The 4,466-nt window shown below is 34.2% G+C and carries 3 protein-coding genes and 1 pseudogene; all 4 read left to right on the forward strand.

Features of this window, described 5'->3' with window-relative positions; translation table 11 throughout:
• On the forward strand, positions 1-333 hold a 333-nt coding region (locus tag RM542_RS14725), incomplete at its 5' end, for a gliding motility-associated C-terminal domain-containing protein (protein ID WP_311386513.1).
• Position 334: 1 nt separating this feature from the next.
• Entirely contained in the window at positions 335-1,300 is a 966-nt protein-coding gene (locus RM542_RS14730) for a type IX secretion system membrane protein PorP/SprF (protein WP_311386514.1), read from the forward strand.
• 10 nt (positions 1,301-1,310) lie between these two features.
• The gene (locus RM542_RS14735; RefSeq protein WP_311386515.1) at positions 1,311-3,242 is read left to right on the forward strand and encodes an OmpA family protein; all 1,932 of its coding nucleotides are present in this window, start codon (positions 1,311-1,313) and stop codon (positions 3,240-3,242) included.
• A 560-nt stretch (positions 3,243-3,802) separates the two neighbouring features.
• Positions 3,803-4,466: pseudogene (locus tag RM542_RS14740) on the forward strand (hypothetical protein); the annotation flags it as partial.

Raw genomic sequence — 4,466 nt, forward strand, 5'->3', positions numbered from 1 at the left:
ATAGATGATACTCCTCCACCTTCTAGTAATGAGGAGATAGAGGTAAATCAAATTTTGACTCCAAATGGGGATCTTAAAAATGACTTCTTATTTATTAGAGGTCTTGAAAATGTAAGGTCAAATACTCTCAAGATTTTTAATAGATGGGGTGTAGCCGTATACGAAGGAACCAACTATAATAATGTTAATAATGTTTTTGATGGTAGATCAAAAGGTCGCTCTACTTTAAGCGTTGATGACTACCTTCCACCGGGAGTATATTTTTATATATTTGAATATGAAACAGATGAAGGAAGATTTACTGATTCTGAATATCTATACATAAGCAGATAATATGTTGAAAATCAATAGTATTAAAAAAGGTATTTGGATTCCAGTTTTATTTCTGGTATTGACCTTTGAGGGCTTAATAGCCCAGCAAGATGCCCAATATACGCAATACATGTTTAACACATTAAGTGTTAATCCTGCTTATGCTGGCTCACGAGGCCAACTTTCTTTTGCTGGTTTGTATCGTTCGCAATGGGTTGGACTTGAAGGAGCTCCGGAAACGTTCACCATTAATTTACATTCTCCAATACGAAATAGTCGTCTTGGTTATGGTATTTCAATTGTGAATGACAATATTGGTGATGGTGTTGTTCAAGAAACATACTTAGATGCGGTAATATCTTATACCTTAGACGTTTCTCAGAATGCAAAATTGTCTTTCGGTTTAAAAGGCGGTGGAAATATGTTGAGCCTTGATTTTGCAGGTTTAAGAAATTTTGATGAAGAAGTTGTACAACAAGACAATATTGATAATCAGTTTTCTCCAAATTTTGGTTTAGGAGTTTACTACCATACTGATAAGTTTTACGCAGGATTTTCTGCTCCAAATATTTTGGAAACAGAATATTTTGATAATAATAGCTCTGACGCAAATGGAATAAACTTTCTTGCTACGGAACGCATTAATTTTTATTTAATCACTGGTTATGTTTTTGATTTAAATGGAAATTTAAAGTTCAAACCTGCCATATTAACAAAGGCTGTTGGTGGAGCTCCTTTACAAGTGGATCTTTCAGCGAACTTTTTATTTAATGACAAATTTAGTTTCGGAGCTGCATACCGATGGGATGCTGCTGTTAGCGCATTAGCAGGTTTTCAAATTTCAGAACAGATTATGTTGGGCTTAGCATATGATAAGGAAACAACTGATCTTGGTGGTACTAGATTTAATGAAGGATCTTTTGAAGTTTTTTTACGATTAGAGCTTTTAAAGAAATTCCAACGTACAGTATCACCTCGTTTTTTCTAAATAATACAGCATGTTAAAAAAATTACTTCTTTTTACAATTGCCTTATTAGGAGTTCACTTTTACTCTTTTTCACAGGAACGTATTTTAGAACGTGCTAATCAAAAGTATGACGAATATTCCTTTCGTCCTGCCATTGATATTTATGAAAAGGTTTTGGAAAAAGGATATGAATCTTCAGACATCTTAAAGAAACTTGGTAATGCCTATTATTATAACGGAAAGTATGAAGATGCAGCTTCTATTTATGAAAAATTAGTTCAAAAGTATGATTCTGTAATTACCCCTGATTATTTGTTTAGATATGCTCAAACATTAAAGACTCTTGGTGATTATCAAAAGTCAAATATTATGATGACTAGATTTGCAGAAAAAACTAATCCAGATAATGATGGCAAAACAAAAATCTTTGATTATTTAGAAAAGATTAAAGAGAATTCTGGACGATATGATATTGAACAATTCAAGTATAATTCAAAATATTCAGATTTTGCTCCTGCTTTTTATAATAATGGGTTAATATTCTCATCTGATAGAGATACGGGTAATTTTGCAAGATATCGCCATACTTGGAATTCTAAGGATTTTCTGGATCTTTTTATTGTTAAGGATAATGATGCTTCAGATAACATAGTTCAAAAGGTTCTAGGAGATGTCAATACAAGACTTCATGAATCAACATCCATAGTTACAAAAGATGGTACGACTATGTATTTTACTAGAAATAATTTTCTAGATGGTAAAAAATATAAAGATGATAAAGGTACCACACGTTTAAAGATATATGAGGCGAAATTTGTTGATGGGGAATGGATTGATATAACAGAATTACCATTTAATAGTGATAGTTATTCAATAGCTCACCCTGCATTAAGTCCAGATGAGAAAGCACTTTATTTTGCATCAGACATGCCAGGTACATTAGGTGAGTCAGATATTTTTAAAGTTCAAATCATAGGTGATGGTACATATGGTTCTCCAGTAAATCTTGGGAAAACAATAAATACCACAGCAAGAGAGACTTTTCCATTTATTACTTCCGATGATGTTCTGTATTTCTCTTCCGATGGTCATTCAGGTTTAGGAGGGTTAGATGTTTTTGCAACAAAGATTGCTTTTGAAGAGTACGATCAGCCTATTGTGAACGTTGGTGAGCCTATTAATACCAAATTCGACGATTTTTCATTTATTATGGATCAAGAAAGTAAAAAAGGATTTTTTGCTTCGAATCGATTAGATGGACTTGGTGAAGATGATATTTATGGATTTGTTGAGAACGAGCCCATTCAATTAGATTGTTTACAAGACGTCACTGGTACGGTTAGGGATAGAATTTCTAATGAAATTTTAGTCGGTGCAACTGTTAAGATTATTGATGAAGAAAACAATGAAGTTTCTTCAACTATTACGGATGCCAAGGGAGAGTATTCATTAGGTTTGGACTGTAACAAAGGTAATTTTGTAAGAGCTTTAATGGAAGGTTATGTTCCTTCAGAAGAATATCTTTCAAAATCATACGGAAAGCCTCAAATTGTTGATTTCTATCTAGAAAGAGATATAGTTAGCGGTGGATTTGGTGATGATTTGGCAAAACTATTACAATTAAGTACTATATATTTTGACCTCAATAAATTCGATATTAGACCAGATGCTGAAATCGAAATTCAAAAGGTTATTGTAGCTATGGAAAAATACCCCAGTTTGAGAATTAAAGTAAATGCTCACACAGATAGTCGAGGTAATGATGCATATAATTTATGGCTATCTCAAAAACGTGCTGATGCGACTGTAAAATATATGATAAGCAAGGGTATTTCATCAACTAGAATAGATGGTGAAGGCTTCGGCGAAGAAAAATTACTTAATGAATGTGGTAATGGAGTACCTTGCCCAAGTGAAAAACACCAACTCAACAGGCGTTCTGAATTCATTATTTTAGAATAAGAATCATTAATTATATTTAACTATTTTAACTCTCAATAATATCAAATCACTAATTAATTGATTAATTATTATAGTAAATCCCCTTCTTTTTTAATTAGATTCTATGACCTAACTATTAGTTTTGGAAACACCATTATTAATTGTTTTATTAATAGAGCAAAACTGTAACAGCTCTTAGTAAAGACTTTATAAAACACTGAAAAATTTAAGAATTGCAGAAAGTACTAAAGGTGTTAATCAAAAAGTAATTAAATATTACATCTTTTAATTGAGAAAAATCTTACTTCTTTAATTATTTTATGTCTTTCATACTCCTTGATATTATTGAATTTATCGATAAAAAGCATTTGAAATAAATCTGTTCACCTCATTTTTTGGATGCTATACCGTGTGATTATATAGATACACAACAATTATTTTACTCAGCTCATCTTAAAACTAATTTTGTAGCGTGTAGTTATACACAAAACGGAAATTAGATAAAACACTACTAACTAAAATATAGTTTGAAGTACATAAATAGAAAACATATACCTACGATGTTAAATACAATTCTAACCATGAAAAAGAGCTTAAGTATTGCACTCTTTCTTTTTGTTACGGCAATTGGGTTCTCCCAAACAACAGTTACATTACAGGATCAATGTAATTGTGAAGTGCTTAGCGGAACTGATGTCACAACTCCGGGAGCTACAACACCTACGGGAGCTGAAGTTGGCGATATCTACGTAAACACAAATACTGGTAATATTTTTTATTGGGATGGAGATTCTTGGGAAGCTTCTTCCGTGAATGGAGTGGATGGTGCAGATGGAAATGGAATTAACGGTACTGTTAATAATGGAGATGGTACTTATACTTTTAATTACACTGATGGTTCAAGTTTTACAACTTCAAATTTAACTGGTCCAGCGGGAGCAGATGGTGCCCAAGGCCCACAAGGATTACCTGGAGCTGATGGAGCAGATGGTGCCCAAGGCCCACAAGGATTACCTGGAGCAGATGGTGCCCAAGGCCCACAAGGATTACCTGGAGCCGACGGAGCAGATGGTGCCCAAGGCCCACAAGGATTACCTGGAGCCGATGGAGCAGATGGTGCCCAAGGCCCACAAGGATTACCTGGAGCCGACGGAGCAGATGGTGCCCAAGGCCCACAAGGATTACCTGGAGCAGACGGAGCAGACGGTGCCCAAGGTCCAGCCGGCCCACAAGGATTACCTGGAG

The sequence above is a fragment of the Croceitalea sp. P059 genome, assembly GCF_031846365.1.
Taxonomy (GTDB): Bacteria; Bacteroidota; Bacteroidia; order Flavobacteriales; family Flavobacteriaceae; genus Croceitalea; species Croceitalea vernalis.

Coding starts and splice junctions, on each gene's coding strand:
- RM542_RS14730 (WP_311386514.1), top strand. CDS start 335: ATGTTGAAAATCAATAGTATTAAAAAAGGTATTTGGATTCCAGTTTTA.
- RM542_RS14735 (WP_311386515.1), top strand. CDS start 1,311: ATGTTAAAAAAATTACTTCTTTTTACAATTGCCTTATTAGGAGTTCAC.